This window comes from Variovorax sp. Soil_C_12 (assembly GCF_057657375.1).
Genome location: NZ_JBDGIO010000001.1, coordinates 718,949 through 735,982, shown reverse-complemented (window position 1 = coordinate 735,982; position 17,034 = coordinate 718,949). Strand labels below are relative to the sequence as shown.

The window sequence follows — 17,034 nt, the reverse complement described above, 5'->3', positions numbered from 1 at the left end:
CCCTTACACGCCCTTGACCCGTTCCTTCAATCAGCAATTCGACCAGCATGGCGCCTGGCGACGCAACTTCGCGCACCGCCTCAAATGGCTGTCGCGCTGGCTGGATGAGAACGAGCTGCTGGACCAGAGCGTGGCCGAGCGCCTGCGCGAGCTGGAGTCGCAGATGCGCACCAGCAAGGTCATGGTTGCCTTCGTGGCCGAGTTCTCGCGCGGCAAGTCGGAGCTGATCAACGCGATCTTCTTCGCCGCCTACGGTCGCCGCATCATGCCGGCCAGTGCAGGCCGCACGACGATGTGCCCCACCGAGCTGGGCTACGACACCTCCTTTCTTCCCTGCCTGCGGCTGCTGCCCATCGAAACCCGGCTCGAGCCGCATTCGCTCGCCCATTGGCGCGACAAGGCCGAGCACTGGACCGAGATCCCGATCGACGTCGAAGATGCCGAGCAGCTCTCGCAGACCATGAACAAGGTGGCCGAGGTCCGGCGCGTGCCGCTGGCCGAGGCGCGTTCGCTGGGCTTCTGGAGCGACGAATCGCCCGACGACAATCCCGTCCCCGACGCCGAGGGCCAGGTCGAAATCCCGCGCTGGCGCCATGCCCTGCTGAACATGCCGCACCCTCTGCTGGAGCAGGGGCTGGTCATCCTCGACACCCCCGGCCTCAACGCGATCGGCGCCGAGCCCGAGCTGACGGTGAGCCTGATTCCGCAGGCCCACGCCGTGGTTTTCATCCTCGGTGCGGACACGGGCGTGACCCGTTCCGATCTCGCGATCTGGCGCGAGCACCTGATCACCGAAGGCGATCCGGGCGAAACCCGCATCGTGGTACTCAACAAGATCGACACCATGTGGGACACGCTGAGCACGCCGGCCCAGATCGATGCCCAGATCCAGCGCCAGCGCAAGGGCGCGGCCGAACTGCTGGGCGTACCGCTCACGCAGGTCCTTCCGGTATCGGCTCAGAAGGGCCTGCAGGCCAAGATCCGCCGCGACGTGCCGCTGCTGCAGGCGAGCCGGCTGCCCGCGCTCGAGTCCGTGCTGGGCGAGGGCCTGCTCGGCAAGCGCGAGCGCATGTTGCGGCTGGCGGTTGACGCCGGCATCTCGGCCCTCCAGGCCGAGGCCGCGCGCATCCTCAAGGTGCGCCAGCGCGACCTGTCGGAACAGGCGCTCGAACTGCAGGGCCTGCGCGGCAAGAACGTCTCGGTCATCCGCCACATGCGCACCCGCATCGAGCAGGAGCAGGCCGAGTTCGAGGGCAGCAACACGCGCATCCTGGCGCTGCGCTCGGTGCAGGGCAAGTTGCTGCGCGAGGTGTACGCGGTGCTGGGCAGCACTGCGCTCAAGGCCGATATGGCCCGACTGTCGGCCTCGCTCAAGCGGCCCGGCATCAAGTTCAACGTGCGCAAGGTCTACGGCGCGACATTCGACGCGCTGCGCAACAACCTGCGCGAGGTGCAGGCGACCACCGCCGAGATCCAGTCGATGCTGCACGCGACTTTCCGCCAGCTCAACGCCGAGCACGGCTTCGCGCTGCAGGCGCCGGCCGAGCCCGACCTGTCAGGCTTCCAGGAGCAGTTGAGCCAGATCGAGAACAGCCACATCCATTACCTCGGCATCGGCAACCTGCTGAAGCTGGCGCAGCCCGACTTCTGCGACAAGCTGGTGCGTGCGCTGGCGAGTCGGCTGCGGGTGGTCAACGAGGCGGCCATGACCGAGGTGGAACGCTGGAGCAAGGGCGCCGGCGCCCAACTCGACGCGCAGCTCAAGGAGCGCCGCCGCAACTTCACCAAGCGCATCGAGGCGGTCGAGCGCATCCAGAACGCCGCCGGCAACCTCGACGAGCGCCTGGCCGAGATCGCCACCCAGGAGGCCGGGCTGGCCGAGCTGCACGTGCGCCTGCGGGAGTTCACGGCGCTGCTCACGAGCAACGAGGCGCCCTCTGCCGCTGCGGCGCGCAGCGAACTCAGTGCTGCCTGAAGATCTGGAACCGGCGGCCCAGCGGCTGCCGGCGGACTTCGCCGCGCGCGTCGTCGACTGGCAGCGCAGCCACGGCCGCAGCGAGCTTCCATGGCAGAACACCCAGGACCCGTACCGCGTGTGGCTGTCTGAGGTCATGCTCCAGCAGACCCAGGTCTCGACCGTGCTGGGCTACTTCGCCCGCTTCCTCGAGCGCTTTCCCACCGTGCAGGCCCTGGCCGCAGGCACCGAGGACGAAGTGCTGGGCCTGTGGAGCGGCCTGGGCTACTACAGCCGCGCGCGCAACATGCACCGCTGCGCCCAGGACGTGGTCGCGCGCTTCGGCGGATCTTTCCCGCGCACGGCCGCCGAGCTGCAGACGCTGCCGGGCATCGGCCGTTCGACCGCCGCTGCCATCGCCGCCTTCTGCTTCGGCGAGCGGGTCGCGATCCTCGATGGCAACGTGAAGCGGGTGCTGACGCGCGTGCTGGGCTTCGAAGGCGACCTGGCGTCCGTCGCGCAGGAAAAGGCCCTGTGGGCGCTGGCGACGGAGCTGCTGCCGGCGGCGCAGCGGCGCGCCATCGCCGGCTACACGCAGGGCCTCATGGACCTGGGCGCCACCGTGTGCCTCCCGCGCAAGCCCAGCTGCATGATCTGCCCGGTCAGCGCGCTGTGCGTGGGCCGGCGCGAGGGCGCACCCGAGCGCTTTCCGGTCAAGACACGCAAGCTGCGTCGCAGCGCACAGGCCCTGTGGATGCTGAAGGCACTCGATTCGAAGGGGCGCGTCTGGCTCGAGAAGCGACCTTCGCGCGGCATTTGGGCTGGGCTCTACTGCCTGCCGGTCTACGAAAGCCGCGCTTCGCTGCTGGACGAGCTGGCGCCCGATGCGCGCCGTACCGCGGAGGACGCCCCGGCTTTCCTGCACGTGCTCACGCACAAGGACCTGCATCTGCACCCGGTGTCGGTGGCGTGTGCGGCCGAGCGCCCGCCGACCGAATCGGGCAGCTGGTTCGCTGCCGTCGAATGGTCGGCGCTCGGACTGCCGGCGCCGGTGCGCAAGCTGCTGGTCGCCGGCGATTAGGCCAGGGCGTCCAGCTCGCGGTGCCGCTTGAGCGCGGCCCAGCGCGTACTGAAGCCGCGGGCCAGCTGCTCCACCAGGAACACCGAGCGGTGCTGGCCGCCGGTGCAGCCGATCGCCACGGTCACGTAGCTGCGATGGTCGCGCGCCAATGCATCGAGCCAACGAAGAAGGAACTGTTCGATGTCGCCGTACATGCGCGCGACATCGTCGTGCTCGCGCAGCCACTCGATCACGGGAGCGTCGCGGCCGGTCAATGGCCGCAGCGCGGGCACGTAGTGCGGATTGGGAAGCATGCGCACGTCGAACACGTAGTCGGCATCGAGCGGCACGCCACGCTTGAAGGCGAAGGACTCGAAGACCAGCGTGAGCGCGCTCTCGGGCGCCGCGATCAGCGCCTTGATGTAGCTTTGCAGCTGCGCCGGCCGGATGATGCTGGTGTCGATCACGTCGGCACCGTCGCGCAGCTCCGCCAGCAGCTCGCGCTCGAGCTCGATGGCCTGTACCAGCACGCGCTGCTGCTCCGGCGCATCGGTACGGCCATCGTGGCGCGACAGGGGATGGCGCCGCCGGGTCTCCGAATAGCGGCGCACCAGCGCGTCGGTGGTCGAGTCCAGGAACAGCGAGCGCAGCGACACGCCCTCTTGCCGCAGCCGGTCCAGCTGCTGCGGCACCAGCGGCAGCGAGACGCCGCTGCGCACATCCATCGCGATCGCCACACGTTCTGCCTGCTGCTCGCGCTGCAGGGCGACGAAGGGCATGAGCAGCTCGGGCGGCAGGTTGTCGACGCAGTAGTAGCCCGCGTCTTCCAGCGCGTGCAGGGCAACGGACTTGCCCGAGCCGGACATGCCGGTGATCAGCACGAGTTCAAGGCTCATGACGAAGTCTCCGGCGCCTTCTTGCCCAGCATTTCGCGCGCATGCGCGAGCGAGGTCTGCGACATGCGCTCGCCGCCCAGCATGCGCGCGATCTCGCGGGTGCGGGTGTCGTCGTCGAGCACCGAGACGCTGCTTTCCGTACGGATGCCGTCCTTGGTCCTGGCGCTGGTCTGCTGCTTGGCGACCAGCAGATGGTGGTCGGCGCAGGCGGCTACCTGCGGCAGATGGGTGACGGCCAGCACCTGCCGGTCTCGGCCGAGCAGCTTCATGAGGCGGCCGACGGTCTCCGCCACGGCGCCGCCGACGCCGGCATCGACCTCGTCGAAGATCAGGGTCTGCGCGGCGCCCAGTTGGCTGGTGGTGACGGCGATCGCCAGTGCGATGCGCGAGAGCTCGCCGCCCGAGGCCACCTTGCCGATCGCGCGCGGCGTGCTGCCCGCATGGCCCGCCACCAGGAAGGCGATGTCCTCGAGCCCGTGGCGGGCGGGTTCGGCCAGCGCTTCCAGAACGACTTCGAAGCGGCCGCCCTGCATACCCAGACCCTGCATGGCCTGCGTCACGGCCTGTGCCAGCCGCGGGGCGGCCTGCTTGCGCACCTTGCCCAGGGCTCTGGCCTCCTTCATGTACGCCTGCTGGGCGGACTGCTCGGCGCGTTCCAGCGCCTCCAGGTCGCTTTGTGCGTCCAGCGTCTGCAGTTCGGCCTGCCAGCCGGCCAGCAGGGCGGGCAGCTCGGCCGGCGTGCGCTTGTAGCGGCGGGCCAGCGACATCCAGAGGCCCATCCGCTCGTCCAGCTCGGCGAGCCGTTCCGGGTCGGTGTCGGCCTGGCGCAGATAACCGTGCAGTGAATGCGCGGCGTCGGAGGCCTGGGCCACGCTCGAGGCCAGCACCTCGCCCAGCTCCTTGAAGGCCGGCTCGATGTGCTCGCAGTTCTGCAGCAGCGTGACTGCCCGGCTCAGCGCGGCGAGCGCGCCGCTCTCGTCGTCTTCCAGCGCGCTGCAAGCACCCTCGGCCGCATCGATGAGCGCCTGCGCGTTGGAGATTCGGGTGTGGCTGGCCGAGAGCTCGTCCCATTCGTCGGCGCCCGGCGCGAGCTTCATGACCTCGCTTACCTGCCACTGGAGACGCTCGCGTTCGCGCTGCAGCGAGTCCTGGGCCGAGCGTGCCTTGTCCAGCGCCGCGATGGCTTGGCGCCAGCTTTGCCAGGCTTGCGCGAGCGCCGCATCGTCGGCGCCGGCATAGGCGTCGAGCAAGCCGCGCACGGCCTCGGGGCGCGTCAGGCTTTGCCAGGCATGCTGGCCGTGAATGTCCAGCAGCCGGTCGCCGAGTTCGCGCAACTGGGTCGCGGTGGCGGGGCTGCCGTTGATCCAGCCGCGGCTGCGACCTTGGATATCGACCGTCCGGCGCAGCAGCAGTGCATCGCCGGCCTCGAAGCCGCCTTCGTCCAGCCAGGCCGCGAGGGCCGGGTCGGCATCGAATTCGGCGCTGACGTCGAGGCGGTCGGCGCCTTCGCGCACCGCGCCGGCGTCTGCGCGATTGCCGAGCGCCAGCTGGAGCGCGTCGATCAGGATCGACTTGCCGGCACCTGTTTCGCCGGTGAGTACGGTAAAGCCCGCGGCCAGATCGAGTTCGAGCGCGCGCACGATCACGAAATCGCGCAAGGCGATGCGACGCAGCGCCATGTCAATGCCCGCCCAGGGTGGCGAAGGGCTCGGAGGGCGCCCGCGAGGGGCGACGAACAGGCTGAGCGTGCGGGCTCATTGGAGTACCTTCGCCTTCGGCTACGGTGCTATTCGTCTTCGGGGCGGCCGTGCAGCTCATGGATCAGGAACCTCCTTCGTTCCAGTGCAGTTTCTTGCGCAGCGTGTCGAAATAGCTCCAGCCCCGGGGATGCAGGAAGCGCACGCGGTACTCGGAGCGGCGCACCACGATCTGGTCGCCGATGGCCATGGTCGCGAGCGATTGCATGTCGAAATTGGCGCTCGCATCACGGCCGCCGACCAGCTCGATCGAGACTTCGTCCGCGTCCGGCAGCAGGATCGGGCGGTTGGAGAGCGAGTGGGGTGCGATCGGCACCATCACCCAGCCCGGCACTGCCGGGTGCAGCAGCGGGCCGCCGGCGGACAGCGCATAGGCGGTGGAGCCGGTGGGCGAGGCGATGATCATGCCGTCGGCGCGGTGGTTGGCGACGAAGTGGTGGCCCACCGAAACCCGCAGCTCCACCATCCCCGAGGTGGCGCCGCGGTTGACGACCACGTCGTTCATGGCGAGCGCATCGAACACCGAGACGCCCTTGCGCACCACATTCGCCTGCATCAGGCTGCGATGGTCTTCCTCGTACTCGCCGGCCAGCATCGGGATCAGCACGCTCTGGTAGTCGTTCAGCGCGATGTCGGTGATGAAACCCAGCCGCCCGCGGTTGATGCCGATCAGCGGCAGGCCGTAGCAGGCGAGCTGGCGCCCGATGCCGAGCATGGTTCCGTCGCCGCCGACCACCAGGCCCAGGTCGCACCGCCGGCCGATCTCGTCGACCGACAGGGCGGCGTAGCGGGTCCGCGCCCGCCCGCCCTCGTCCGCCTGCTCGACGAAGACCTCGCAGCCCTGGGATTCGAGAAAGGCGCCGATGCCTTCCATGACCTCGTCCAGCGCGCCGACCGGCACGCGCGCGCCGGAAGCCTGGTACTTGCCGATCAATGCGACGCGCCGGAAGCTGGATGTCATCTGTAAATTACAACACTAAAATCTTTCAATGCTGGACGACCGTGCCAAGTTGCTGCTCAAGACATTGGTCGAGCGGTACATCGCCGAAGGGCAGCCTGTGGGCTCCCGTACGCTTTCCCGTGCTTCGGGACTTGAGCTGTCGCCTGCGACCATTCGCAATGTGATGTCCGACCTCGAAGGGCTCGGGCTCATCGTCAGTCCTCACACCTCGGCCGGCCGCATTCCAACGGCGCGCGGCTATCGGCTGTTCGTCGACACCATGCTGACCGCGCAGCGCGAGCATCTCGCAGCACCCAGCCTGCCGCCCGACCAGCCGCAGAAGGTGATCGCCAATGCCGCCAATCTGCTGTCCAACCTGTCGCAGTTCGTCGGCGTGGTGATGGCGCCGCGCCGTGCCTCGGCATTCCGGCAGATCGAGTTCTTGCGCCTGTCGGAGCGCCGCCTGCTGGTGATCATCGTCTCGCCCGACGGCGATGTGCAGAACCGGGTGATCTTTCCCGAGGTCGACTATTCGCAGTCGCAACTGGTGGAGGCTTCGAACTACATCAACGCGCACTTCGCGGGCCTTTCGATCGAGCAGGTGCGCGACCGGCTGCAGTCCGAGATGGAGCAGCTGCGCGGCGAGATCGCGGCACTCATGCAGGCGGCGGTGCAGGTCAGCTCCGAGGTGCTCACTGAGGCGCAGGACGAAGTGGTGATCGCCGGCGAGCGCAACCTGCTGTCGGTCACCGATTTCTCCAGCGACATGAGCCACCTGCGCCGCGCCTTCGAGCTCTTCGAACAGAAGGCGCAGCTGCTGCGCCTGCTCGACGTCTCGAGCAAGGCCGAGGGCGTGCGCATCTTCATCGGCGGGGAAAGCCAGGTCGTGCCCTTCGACGATCTCTCGATCGTGAGCGCGAACTACGAGGTGGACGGCGAGGTGGTCGGAACGCTCGGCGTCATCGGGCCGACGCGCATGCCCTACGACCGCATGATCCAGATCGTCGACATCACGTCGAAGCTCGTCACCAACGCGCTGAGCCACCGCAAATAGGGCGGGGCGGCGCGCCACTAGAATCCCGACTGCGTGGGCCGTTAGCTCAGCTGGTTAGAGCAGCGGACTCATAATCCGTTGGTCGCTGGTTCAATCCCAGCACGGCCTACCACTGCATGTTTGCATCACCTCCGGCAAAGAGGCGTCGCGAGCATGCTATAATCGCAAGCTGTGCGGCTGTAGCTCAGTTGGATAGAGTACTTGGCTACGAACCAAGGGGTCGTGGGTTCGAATCCTGCCAGCCGCACCACTTATTTCCCTTATGGGTCAACGGCTTAGAGGCTTACCTCCTCTAAGCCGTTTTTCTTTGCGTGGGGACTTTTGGGGGACTTACGTCCCGTCGCCCCTCTTCTTGTTCGCGCCTCAGGGTGGCCAGGCTCTTATTCCACCGGCCGTTGTCGGCCTTGATGGACTCGAGCGCACCGTGCAGCTGATGATCTGCGCCACGCGGTCGCGGTTTCCGCTAGCCTCGCCGGAACAGGGTTCGCCCTGTGTTGCGGAAAGCCGGCCGGACCCGTGCGCTCCAGGCCGTGCCTCGCACGGCGAGCCAGGCGGGGCTCCCCAAGTTGTCAGGACTCGCGAGGTCGTTTGCAGGCGTAGTAGCGCGGAAAGCCTGCTCGGCTATGTGCCGTGGTATGGCATTTGGGGACCAGCAGATATGCCCGTGGCGGTGACGAACCGGCTCAATGCCGAGATCGCCAAGGCGGTCGACACGCCGGCGCTCAAGGCCAAGTTCGCCGAGCTGTCCTTCGTTCCAGCGAAGTCGAATCCCGAACAGTTCAAGAAGTTGGTCCGCGAGGACCTGTCCAAGATCGGCCAGGCGGTCAAGGAAGCCAACATCAAGGTCGATTGACCTCCAGCGCGGCGAGGGTGGTTTTCACCTTCTCCGAGAGCTCGAGCAGCGGGCCTCCAAGCATCGATTCGGTCTCCGCAATGCCGCCCTTCGTCGTGACGCTCACGTTGAGCACGTAGATCGGTCGGCCTTCCAGCACGACCGGCGTCGCGAGTGCGACCACCTCCGGTTGCCAGGAAGCCGAGCAAAAGCCGCGCTCGGCCACGCTCCGGATCGCGCTCTTGATCTCGTCGCGAATCTGGTTCCAGCCGCTGGCGCGTCGTTCGCGGAACTGCGCCATGAGCGTGCGCCGCCTGGGCTCGTCGGCGACCGCCAGGTAGGCCCGGCCAAGCGACGTGAGCTCCATCGGCACTCGCTGCCCGGCGACGACGTTGCGCAGCGACACCCTGCGGTTATAGCGGACCGATTCGAGGTAGACCATTTCGTCCCGGTCCGAAACCGCCAAGCCGACATTGATGCGAAGTTTCTCCGCCAAGGTCTGCATCAGCGGCGCGACTGCGTTCAACACAGGGGAGCCGGCGCGCATGGCGTGGGCAAAGCTCAAGACCGGCGCGGCAAGGCGGTAGGCGCGAAGGTTCCGATCGTGCTCGAGCATTCCGACTTCAACCAGCGTCTGGGTCAGGCGACTGACGGTAGCGCGCGAAAGCCCGGTGCGCTCCGAGATCTCGCCGTTTCCCAACAAGTCGGCGCCGGGCCTGAAGGCCCGGAGGATCTCGATCCCCCGCTCGAGGGACCGGTTCAGCGTGGGCTCTTCGAAATGTTGGCGTCTGGTCGACATGGACAAAAGACTCGGGGCTGAAGAATGCCAGAAGTGTAATTCCATTGATTGGAAATAGGGGGATGCGCAAAGCGTTACGCAAACCTAAGCTACCGGCACGCGATGAGAAGACCCAAGCCGCCATCGATTCCGCCTTCGCCCGTCCTACTTCCACTTGGAGACAACCTTGCAACAACGCTCACCCACGGCACGCCTCAGCATCGTCTCGGTCCTTTTTTCAATCGCAGCAGCGACCGCCGCAATCACAACGCCGGCGCTTGCAGCCTTCCCCGACAAGCCCGTGAAAATAGTCGTGCCGTTTGCACCGGGCGGCGGCACCGATCTGGTCGCCCGAACCATGGGCATTGCCATGGGCCAGGAGTTGGGTCAGCCGGTCATCATCGACAACAAGCCCGGTGCGGGCACGATCATCGGGACGGACGCAGTGGCAAAGTCCGCACCCGATGGCTACACGATGGTGATGGCCACCGTGGCCCACGTGGTGAACCCCAGCATCCAGAGCAAGCTCCCCTACAACTACGAGAAGGCCTTCGCGCCGGTCATGCTGATCGGGGTTTCTCCGAACGTGCTGGTGGTGCGGGCGGAAAGCCCTCTCAAATCGGTCAAGGACCTCATCGACGCAGCCAAGGCGAACCCGGGCAAGCTGTCGTTCGCGTCGCAAGGCGCGGGCACGTCGGCGCACCTCGCGGGTGAATTCTTCAAGAACCTGACGAAGACGAACATCACCCACATCCCCTACCGCGGCGCGGGTCCCGCGATCACCGATTTGCTGGGTGGCCAGGTGGATGTCATGTTCGCGACCGCGGCTGCAGTGGGCACCTTCGTCGAAAGCGGCAAGCTGCGCGCACTGGCAGTGACCACGGCCACGCGATCGTCCTCCCACGCTCTGGCCAAGGTTCCCACGATCGCGGAAAGCGGTGTGCCTGGCTACGTGGCCGACAGCTGGTACGGCCTGTATGTGCCTGCAGGCACTCCGGCCGATGTCATCGCCCGCCTGAACGCAGCCGCCAGGAAGGCAGTCCAGACGGAGGCCTTTCGCAAGCGCGTGGAAGGGGAAGGCCTCGTGATCAATGGCGGATCGCCGGCGGACTTCGACAAGTACGCCAAGGGTGAGGAAGCGCGTTGGCGCAAGGTCGTCAAGGAAAACAACATCACCAACGAATGACGGAGAAGTTGAAATGACCGAACAACTGATCGAGCTGGAAGTTGCGGACGGCATCGCCACCCTGTGGTTGAACCGTCCCGACAAGCGCAATGCCATGAGCGACGACATGCGCACGCAATTCATCGCGGCGCTGGAGCATGTGACCTACGACAAGGCGATCCGTGCCTTGGTGCTCACCGGACGCGGCAAGGGCTTCTGCGCCGGCGGGGATGTCGCCGGCATGGAGCGGCGGATGCAGGCGCCTGCAGGCGAGGTTGGCTTCAACGGGTGGAGCCGCCAGCAACGTGTGCACCATACCCAATCGCTGCTGCACACCATGCCCAAGCCGACGATTGCTGCCGTCAACGGGGCGGCTTCCGGCCTGGGCGCCGACACGGCGCTGGCATGCGACTTCATCATCGCTTCTGATGCGGCGAGCTTCACCTGGTCGTATATCAACCGCGGCATCGTTCCCGATGGCGGCGGCATGTACTTCCTGCCGCGCCGAGTGGGCCTCTCGAAGGCCAAGGAACTGATCTTCAGCGGCCGCAAGGTCGAGCTCGAAGAGGCTTTGCGCCTTGGCATCGCCGATCGCCGGTCGGATGCCGAGACCCTCGTCCCCGACGCGCAGCGCTGGGCGGCCGAGATGAGCAAGGGTTCGGCCACCGCCTTGGCCCTGGGCAAGACGATCCTGAACCAGAGCTTCGAGATGTCCGCGCATCAGGTGTTCGCACAGGGCAGCCAGGCGCAGGGCATTTGCTACACGAGTACCGAGCACCGCGAATCGGTGATGGCGTTCCTCGCCAAGACCAGCGCAAAAAGGGAGACGACGAAATGACCGAACTGAACTCCATCAGCAGGCTCCTCAAGCCGCGCAGCGTCGCAGTGATCGGCGCTTCGGCGGATGCCGCCAAGACCGCCGGCCGCCCCGTGGCCTACCTGCGCAAGCACGGCTTCACGGGCGAGATCTACCCGGTCAATCCGCGTGTCGGTTCGATCGATGGCCTGACCTGCTATCCCGACATCGCCTCGATTCCCGGAACACCCGACGTCGGCATCGTGCTGCTGGGTGCCGAGCGCGCGCACCAGGCCGTCCGCGAACTCGCGGCGAAAGGTGCTGCCGCCGCGATCGTCCTCGCCAGCGGTTACACCGAGACCGGCGAGGAAGGCGCGCGTCGCCAGCAGCAGCTCATCGAGGCGGCCGGCAGCATGCGGATCCTCGGCCCCAACACGATCGGGCTTGTCAACCTGACCGACAACATCGTGCTCTCCGCCAGTGGCGCGCTCGAGATGGATCATTTCCCGGTCGGCGGGATCGGCGTGGTTTCGCAAAGCGGGGGCATTCTCGGCGCGCTCCTTTCGCGTGCCGCTGCACGCGGAATCGGCCTGTCGAAGCTGATCTCGACCAGCAACGAGGTGGATCTGGACCTGGCGGATTTTGTCGATCACCTGGCCGACGACGCGGACACCAAGGTCATCGCCCTCTACGTGGAGAGCGTGCGCAATCCCGAGAAGTTTCGCGCCGCTGCCCTGAAGGCAGCTCGCGCGGGCAAGCCTGTCGTCGCCTTCAAGATCGGTCGCTCCGAAGCCGGCGCGAAGGCCGCCGTGTCGCACACCGGTGCATTGGCGGGCGCCGACAGCATGTACGACGCACTGTTCAAGCAGGTCGGCGTGATCCGTGCCCAGACTTTTGGGGACCTCCTCGACATCCCGGTCGCACTGGCCACGGGTCGCAAGCTGCGCGGCAAGCGCGTGGCCATTCTGACCTCGACGGGCGGCGCCGGGACTTTGGTATCGGACGATCTTGGCATGCAGGGATTCGAGACGCCGGCGCCGGATGCTGCAACGGCCGAGGCGTTGCGCGCGCTGCAGAGCGGCGATCACGCGGTGCTGGACCGCAACCCCATCGACGTGACCTTGGCCGGTCTGCAGCCGGACCTGCTGCGCGGCGCCATCGACATCCTGCTCAAGAGCCCCAGCTACGACGCGTTGGCGATCATCGTCGGCTCGTCCAGCCTGGCCATGCCGGAGCTGATGGCAGGCGCCATCCAGGATTGCTTGCCCCACTCGGACAAGCCGGTGATCGCCTACGTGAGCCCGCATGCGCCCGAAGTCGCGGCGTTGCTCACGCAGCGCGGCGTGCCTGCCTTTGCTGCGGCCGAAAGCTGTACCTCCGCGCTGGGCGCGATGCTGAACGTCGGCAGCTGGCAGGAGCCGAAGCCATCCAGCGCGTCTGTGGCCGATGTGGTCATCGACGAGCTGCCGGCAGGCTCCCTCGATGAAGCAGAGGCCAAGCAGCTGTTCACCCGCTTCGGCGTGCCCTGCGCGCGTGAGGTGGTGGTGACCACGCCCCTTGAGGCCGAAGCTGCGGCGCGCGCGCTGGGCGGTCGAATCGTGCTCAAGATCCTGTCGGCCGAGATCACGCACAAGAGCGACGTCGGCGGCGTTGCCGTGAACCTGACGGCCGAGACGGTGGGGGCGCGCCTGCAGGCGATGGCCGCCGAGGTCGAGAGCAAGGCAGGCGTGCGGCCCCAGCGCTTCCTCGTGCAGGAAATGGTGGGCGGCGGCACCGAGCTGATCCTGGGCATGCACCACGATGTGTTGGGCACGGCCATCCTGCTGGGCATGGGCGGCATCACCGCCGAGCTGTTCAAGGACACCACGATGCGGCTGTTGCCCTCCCAGGGTGGCCTCCGCCGCGAGGATGCGCTCTCCATGGCACGTGAGCTGAAGACCTGGCCCTTGCTGGACGGCTTCCGTGGCCGCCCCAAGGCCGATGTCGAGGCGCTGGTCGATGCCATCGTCGCCTTCTCGAAGATGGCGGCCCAGCTCGGGAAGCGCTTGCTCGAGGCCGAAATCAACCCGGTCTTCGTGCTGCCGCAGGGGCAGGGTGTGCGCGCCGCTGACGGCGTGGTCGTGCTGGCCTGAGCTGGAAGTTGATATGCACGCGACAGAAGTCTTCGCCCGCTACTCTGCCGAGTTTCATCGACAGCCGCTGCCACCCGAGGTCATTCACCATGCCAAACGCGCCGTGATCGACTGGTATGCCTCGCTGTTTCCCGGCCTGAGTGCCGCGCCCGTGCGGCAGCTCGAAGAAGCCTTGGCCGACGACCTCGACCGAGGTCGAGCATTCTTGGCCGGGGGCCGCGCGGCGACAGCGCGCGCGGCAGCGCTCATCAACGGCACGGCGGCCCATGCAGCGGAAGTGGATGACAGTTTCCGGGACGCCATGTACCACCCTGGTGCCGCGACCGTGGCGGCGGCGTTGGCCGCGGGGCAGGACGTTGGCGCCAACGGCCTCGAGTTCCTGCGGGGCATCGTTCTTGGATACGAAGTGTCGACGCGCATCGGTGTCGTCATGGGCCGACCGCACTACAAGTACTGGCACAGCACGGGAACGGTCGGCAGTTTCGGCGCTGCGTCTGCAGCTGCCTGCTTGATGTCGCTGGACGAACCGGCCTTCGCGCATGCCTTGGCGACGGCGGCCACCTTCACGGCCGGCTTGCAGCAGGCATTCCGCATGGACTCGATGTCCAAGCCGCTGCATGCAGGTCGCGCCGCGGAGGCGGGCGTGCTCGCGGCTCAGCTTGCGAGGCGCGGCGTCACCGGCTCGCTTGACGTGCTGGACGGCGAGATCGGTTTGGGTCAAGCGATGAGCAACGGCCCGGACTGGTCGGAGGCGGGTGCGACATTGGGGAAGGACTTCCACATCACCAGGCTGACCTTCAAGAACCACATCGGCTGCGGTCACACCTTCGCCGCCATCGACGGTGCGCTCGAGCTGAAGCAGCGTTACGGTCTCGAAGCCGGCAACATCGAGCGCGTGCACGTGGCGACATACCGGCCTGCACTCGACATCGCCTGCTACACCCATCCGACCACGGCCAACGAAGCGCGGTTCAGCCTGACTTACGTGGTGGCAACGGCGTTGACGCACGGCAGCGTGCGCCTGGCGGCCTACGAGCCAGCTCTGCTGGAGGATCAGGTCACGCGTGCGCTGATGGAGCGCATCGAAGTCGCGGTCGATCCGGCACTGGATGCGGCCTTCCCCGGGCAGCGCGCCGCGCGCATCGTCATCGAGACCCGCGACGGGCGTCGCCTCGACCACCTGCAGCCCAACCGCAAGGGGGACCCCGAGCAGGCGCTCACAGATGGCGAACTCGAAGGAAAGTTTCTGGAATTGGCGTCGCCCGTGATTGGGAACGAGCGTTCTCGGGCGCTGCTGGCGCAGGTGTGGTCGTTGGACACGAGCGCCACGCTGCCTCACGCTTGACGGCCTTCAAGTCGAAATGACCGCGTGCAGGATGCGGTGGTCGAAGCGGCCGACTTCGGCGTGGTGTTCAGCGTGTCATGGCGGGCAAATCACGCCGAATCCCGCACCCGGGCAACCACCTCCTGCACCAACAGTTCCGGGCTCGCGAACACCGCGTGCTGCGCGGCCTTCCAGATCAGCCGTTCAACCGGGTAGATGGGTCGGGGTTCGGCGCGTCGCAGGCGCGGCCTAGAAATCAGCGACCTTGCCCCATGCTGAGCCGCTGAATCGCTCCGGCCGGTACGGTATGGGATCCACGATCGGTTCGGCACCGGTGGCAAGGTCCGCGATCAGGTGGCCAGCCCCAGGGCCGATTCCGAAGCCGTGTCCGGAAAAGCCCGCAGCCAGGATGAAGCCCGGTATGGAGGGCACTTCGCCGATGCCGGGAACACCGTCGGGCGTGCTGTCGACGAAGCCGGCCCAGGCGTGCGTGATCCTTGCTTCGCGCAGTTCAGGCAGCAGTTCGACGGCGCGGCGGCGGGTCTCCCTGACCGTGGACAAACAGGGCTTCGGATCGAGGACGCGCACCCGCTCCATCGGCGTCGGCGCATCGAGCCGCCACCGCTTCAGCGTTTCGTGGCCGCCGCGAACGCCTTGCAGGCCTCCCGGCAGAAGGCTGCGCCAGCGCTTGGCGAACATGGGCACGAATTGCGGGGCGAATCGCATGAACTGCGGCGTCACGTCGACGCGTGCGCGGCCGCTGATGGCCAGTGCGTAGCGTCCGTCGTTGCGGCGCGTGACGGACACGCCTGCCGTAAACAGGGCATCCGGCAAGCGATGCTCCACAGGCGACACGCTAAGGATGGATTGCCGGATCGAGGCCTGGGGAAAACGGATGCCGAGCTGCCGGCAGAACGAGGAGGCCCAGGCGCCACCGGCGAGCACGGCCGTCCTGGTCTTGATGACCCCGGCTTCCGTGATGACGCCGCTGACCCGTCCGCCTTCCGTCTCGATGCCGCGGGCAGCGCAATTCTGGTGGACGCTGCCCCCGAGCTTGATGAGCGCAGCTGCCACGGCCGGCGCTGCCTTGCCAGGATCGGCGGTGCCATCGCTGGGCGAGAAGACCCCGCCTTTCCAGGCGCGGCCGGTCGCCTGCCCGCGCTGGGCGGCCTGCCGGCTATTGAGCATGTGGGTCGTCACGCCGGCGGTCTTGGCAAAGTCGCGCCAGCTGGACCAACGGGACAGCTCGGCCTCGTCGTTGCTGAGATACAAGAGTCCGCAGCGATGAAAACCGGTGTCTTCACCGCTTTCGGCAGCAAATCGTTCCCAGAGATCGAGGCTCTTGCTCGCCATCGGCAGTTCGCGCGCGTCGCGGTTCTGCTGTCGGCACCAGCCCCAATTGCGGCTCGACTGCTCGGCGCCGATCCTGCCCTTCTCGACCAGGGCGACCGAAACGCCGCGCTGGGCCAGGTAGTAGGCGCTAAAGACACCGATGATGCCGCCGCCGATCACGACGACGTCAGCCGAGGCCGGCAGCGTGGGCGAAGTTTGGAGGTGGTGCAGCGGAGGGGACATGATGAATCTCGCTCGTCGTGTCAGGGCTGAACGCTTTGGACCACGTAGAACTTCGCCACGCGATCGCTGCTTTCCCATCCGATCGGTGCGCCCTGGGGCACGAACAGCGCATCGCCGGTGCCCACCGACAGCACGCTGCCATCCGGGGCCGCGAACCGCACGCTGCCGGCCAGCACATGCATGAATTCGTTGAGGCGATGCGGACGGACGACCCGGTGGTAGGGGGTTGAGTCCCAGGTGCCCGCGAGGTACTGCGCAGCGTCCTCGGTGAAGACATTGTCGCTGCGGCATTGCGGGGCCGGGCCCAGCAGCGTCTCCGCCGGTGGCGGTGTGGACGGCTTGAAGTCGGCGTCCGCGCGCAGGGGAATGAGGCCGCGCTTGGTCGGTTTCTCGCAGGCAGCCGCGCAAAACGAAAACCGCACGCGGGATGCGGCGTGGATGCGAAGCGCGCTACCGCATCCGATGACAGCGCCCGCTTGTGGACCGAGCACCAGCGGGGCCGCCCCGGCCGCCGTCAGGGTCAGCTCTCCTTCCACCACAACAATGGTTTCGATGTGAGGAAAGCTCGCGACTTCGAGCTCACCCATGAAGCTGGTTCGGCCCGCGATCATCGAGCCCGGTCCTTCCCACGCGATCTCGCGATGTCGTGCAAAAGGATCGTCTTTGCCGAACGCCGCCCTGCGGAAAGAGGTTGAAAGGGCCGCGCCGTCGGCACGGTGCAGCACGATGGCCACGGTCATGATTGCTCCTGCGCGTTGCGCGATGTTTTCA

General features: G+C 67.0%; 14 protein-coding genes and 2 tRNA genes. 10 read left to right on the top strand and 6 right to left on the bottom strand.

The genetic code is table 11. From position 1 onward, the window contains the following. Positions 1-13 precede the first annotated feature (13 nt). Both AC3A6X_RS03630 and mutY read left to right on the top strand, forming a co-directional pair. Complete coding sequence (locus tag AC3A6X_RS03630) at positions 14-1,975, top strand: dynamin family protein (protein ID WP_487840842.1); 1,962 nt, start codon at positions 14-16, stop codon at positions 1,973-1,975. Next, on the top strand, positions 1,968-3,035 hold the full coding sequence (gene mutY / locus AC3A6X_RS03625) for an A/G-specific adenine glycosylase (protein WP_487841094.1): 1,068 nt from the start codon (positions 1,968-1,970) through the stop codon (positions 3,033-3,035). Before AC3A6X_RS03630 ends, mutY begins: the two co-directional genes overlap by 8 nt. Here the strand turns inward: mutY and rapZ are convergent. The 3 genes from rapZ to AC3A6X_RS03610 all read right to left on the bottom strand — a co-directional run bounded on the left by rapZ (position 3,032) and on the right by AC3A6X_RS03610 (position 6,628). Beyond that, complete coding sequence (gene rapZ / locus AC3A6X_RS03620) at positions 3,032-3,910, bottom strand: RNase adapter RapZ (RefSeq protein ID WP_487840841.1); 879 nt, start codon at positions 3,908-3,910, stop codon at positions 3,032-3,034. The genes mutY and rapZ overlap by 4 nt on opposite strands. Beyond that, complete coding sequence (recN, locus tag AC3A6X_RS03615) at positions 3,907-5,589, bottom strand: DNA repair protein RecN (protein WP_487840840.1); 1,683 nt, start codon at positions 5,587-5,589, stop codon at positions 3,907-3,909. The genes rapZ and recN overlap by 4 nt, the downstream gene beginning before the upstream one ends. A 142-nt stretch (positions 5,590-5,731) precedes the next feature. Next, positions 5,732-6,628, bottom strand: a complete 897-nt coding sequence (locus AC3A6X_RS03610; protein WP_487840839.1) for an NAD kinase — start codon at positions 6,626-6,628, stop codon at positions 5,732-5,734. 28 nt (positions 6,629-6,656) lie between these two features. Here AC3A6X_RS03610 and hrcA point away from each other — a divergent pair, with 28 nt between their 5' ends. From hrcA to AC3A6X_RS03590, 4 genes are all read left to right on the top strand, one after another. Beyond that, positions 6,657-7,661 (top strand): heat-inducible transcriptional repressor HrcA, encoded by a 1,005-nt coding sequence (gene hrcA, locus AC3A6X_RS03605; protein WP_487840838.1) that lies wholly within the window; start codon positions 6,657-6,659, stop codon positions 7,659-7,661. A gap of 35 nt (positions 7,662-7,696) precedes the next feature. Beyond that, positions 7,697-7,773, top strand: a tRNA-Ile gene (locus tag AC3A6X_RS03600). Positions 7,774-7,834: 61 nt separating this feature from the next. Continuing rightward, a tRNA-Arg gene (locus AC3A6X_RS03595) sits at positions 7,835-7,911 on the top strand. A 414-nt stretch (positions 7,912-8,325) separates the two neighbouring features. Further along, positions 8,326-8,514, top strand: coding sequence for a hypothetical protein (locus tag AC3A6X_RS03590; RefSeq protein WP_487840837.1), 189 nt, complete (start codon positions 8,326-8,328; stop codon positions 8,512-8,514). On the opposite strand, the gene AC3A6X_RS03585 is transcribed toward AC3A6X_RS03590, so the two are convergent. After that, on the bottom strand, positions 8,501-9,292 hold the full coding sequence (locus AC3A6X_RS03585) for an IclR family transcriptional regulator (protein ID WP_487840836.1): 792 nt from the start codon (positions 9,290-9,292) through the stop codon (positions 8,501-8,503). The genes AC3A6X_RS03590 and AC3A6X_RS03585 overlap by 14 nt on opposite strands. 220 nt (positions 9,293-9,512) lie before the next feature. On the opposite strand from AC3A6X_RS03585, the gene AC3A6X_RS03580 reads away from it, so the two are divergent. The 4 genes from AC3A6X_RS03580 to AC3A6X_RS03565 are packed head-to-tail and all read left to right on the top strand — an operon-like array spanning position 9,513 to position 14,709. After that, positions 9,513-10,457, top strand: a complete 945-nt coding sequence (locus tag AC3A6X_RS03580; RefSeq protein WP_487841093.1) for a tripartite tricarboxylate transporter substrate binding protein — start codon at positions 9,513-9,515, stop codon at positions 10,455-10,457. A 13-nt stretch (positions 10,458-10,470) separates the two neighbouring features. Then, a complete protein-coding gene (locus AC3A6X_RS03575; protein WP_487840835.1) occupies positions 10,471-11,274 on the top strand; it encodes an enoyl-CoA hydratase/isomerase family protein in 804 nt (267 codons plus the stop codon). Next, positions 11,271-13,364 carry an acetate--CoA ligase family protein gene (locus tag AC3A6X_RS03570; protein ID WP_487840834.1) on the top strand — a complete coding sequence of 698 codons (2,094 nt, stop codon included), beginning with the start codon at positions 11,271-11,273 and terminating at the stop codon, positions 13,362-13,364. Before AC3A6X_RS03575 ends, AC3A6X_RS03570 begins: the two co-directional genes overlap by 4 nt. Before the next feature lie 13 nt (positions 13,365-13,377). After that, on the top strand, positions 13,378-14,709 hold the full coding sequence (locus AC3A6X_RS03565; RefSeq protein WP_487840833.1) for an MmgE/PrpD family protein: 1,332 nt from the start codon (positions 13,378-13,380) through the stop codon (positions 14,707-14,709). Between the two features lie 228 nt (positions 14,710-14,937). Here AC3A6X_RS03565 and AC3A6X_RS03560 read toward each other — a convergent pair whose 3' ends face one another. After that, a complete protein-coding gene (locus AC3A6X_RS03560) occupies positions 14,938-16,263 on the bottom strand; it encodes an NAD(P)/FAD-dependent oxidoreductase (protein WP_487840832.1) in 1,326 nt (441 codons plus the stop codon). Positions 16,264-16,283: 20 nt separating this feature from the next. Then, positions 16,284-17,003 (bottom strand): cupin domain-containing protein, encoded by a 720-nt coding sequence (locus AC3A6X_RS03555; RefSeq protein ID WP_487840831.1) that lies wholly within the window; start codon positions 17,001-17,003, stop codon positions 16,284-16,286. Positions 17,004-17,034: the final 31 nt, after the last annotated feature.